Here is a 1,660-nt window from a genome sequence, read left to right as displayed (position 1 = left end):
ATGCAGCCGCCCCCGACGCGGCCCCGCCCGCCGCCGACGCGCCCGCCGCCGACGCGCCCGCCGCCGGGACGGCGGGCGGCGAGGACGGGCGGTTCACGGTGCGGCTCGTCAACTTCGAGGGCCCCTTCGACCTGCTGCTGCAGCTCATCTCCAAGCACAAGCTCGATGTGACCGAGGTCGCGCTCTCCAAGGTCACCGACGAGTTCATGGCCCACATCCGCGCCATGGGGCCCGACTGGGACCTCGACCAGACCACCGAGTTCCTCGTCGTCGCGGCGACCCTCCTCGACCTGAAGGCCGCCAGGCTGCTGCCCGCCGCGGAGGTGGAGGACGAGGCCGACCTCGCCCTGCTCGAAGCGCGCGACCTGCTTTTCGCCCGCCTGCTCCAGTACCGCGCGTACAAGGAGGTCGCCGCGGTCTTCGCGGACCGCCTCGACGCCGAGGCGCGGCGCTACCCCCGTACCGTCGCGCTCGACCCCGGCCTCGCCGCGCTGCTGCCCGACGTCGTGATCAGGCTCGGCCCCGAGGGGTTCGCGCGGCTCGCGGCCAAGGCCATGCAGCCGAAGCCCGAGCCGCAGGTCTACGTCGACCACATCCACGCGCCCCTCGTGTCCGTGCAGGAGCAGGCGCAGGTCGTGGTGGGCCTGCTGCGCGAGCGCGGGCGCGCGACCTTCGGCGAGCTGACCGCGGACACCGACGACACCCTGACCGTCGTCGCGCGCTTCCTCGCCCTGCTGGAGCTGTACCGGGCGAGGGCCGTCGGCCTCGACCAGGAGGAGGCGCTCGGCGCCCTCGTCGTCCACTGGACCGGCGGGGACGGCGCGGACGAGATCCGCGTCGGTGAGTTCGATCTCGCCGCGGGAGCCGGCGAGCAGGAGGAGGCGACCGCGTGAACGACCCGCAGGCAGTGCACGAACTGCCCCTCGGACCCGCACTTGAGGCCGTCCTCATGGTGGTCGACGAGCCCGCGACCGAGGAGCACCTCGCCAAGGTCCTCGGCAGGCCGAGACGCGCCGTCGCCGACGCGCTGCGCGCCCTCGCCGACGAGTACACCGCGGCGGGCCGGGGCTTCGAACTGCGCCTCGTCGCGGGCGGCTGGCGGTTCTACTCGCGCGCCGAGTACGCGGCCGCCGTCGAGGGCTTCGTGCTGGACGGCCAGCACGCCCGACTCACCCAGGCGGCGCTCGAGACGCTCGCCGTGGTGGCGTACCGCCAGCCGGTCAGCCGCTCCCGGGTCTCCGCGGTGCGCGGAGTCAACTGCGACGGCGTCATGCGCACCCTCCTCCAGCGGGGTCTCGTGGAGGAGGCGGGCACGGAACCCGAGACAGGTGCGATCCTGTACAGGACGACGAATTACTTCCTGGAGCGCATGGGTCTGCGCGGCCTCGACGAACTGCCCGAGCTCGCGCCCTTCCTCCCCGAGGCGGACGCGGTCGAGGCCGAGTCGCTGGAAGGGGTTCCGTCGTTCGATCCGGACGCACCGGACACCCACGCAGGCGACGAGACGACGACGGACATTTGATGCGAAGCAGTGGCAGCGGCAGGAACAACCGGAACCACCGGGGCGCGGGCAACCAGCGCGACGACAAGCAGGGGCAGCGCCCCCGCCGCCCGCGCCCCGAGGAGCGCCGCTACGACGTGGGCGGCGGCCAGGGCGGGC

2 protein-coding genes are annotated in these 1,660 nt (G+C 73.6%); both read left to right on the top strand.

The features are described 5' to 3' along the window. The coding region (locus ABEA77_RS33725; RefSeq protein WP_345655963.1) for a segregation and condensation protein A at positions 1-893 on the top strand (893 nt) is incomplete at its 5' end. 56 nt (positions 894-949) lie between these two features. After that, positions 950-1,522 carry an SMC-Scp complex subunit ScpB gene (scpB, locus tag ABEA77_RS33720; RefSeq protein WP_425588454.1) on the top strand — a complete coding sequence of 191 codons (573 nt, stop codon included), beginning with the start codon at positions 950-952 and terminating at the stop codon, positions 1,520-1,522. Positions 1,523-1,660 lie beyond the last annotated feature (138 nt).

It is taken from the genome of Streptomyces tremellae (assembly GCF_039540215.1).
GTDB lineage: Bacteria > Actinomycetota > Actinomycetes > Streptomycetales > Streptomycetaceae > Streptomyces > Streptomyces tremellae.
This window is presented reverse-complemented; position numbering and strand designations above follow the sequence as displayed.

Excerpts from the sequence above, each read along its gene's own strand:
- scpB (WP_425588454.1), top strand. The coding sequence starts at position 950 with ATGGTGGTCGACGAGCCCGCGACCGAGGAGCACCTCGCCAAGGTCCTC.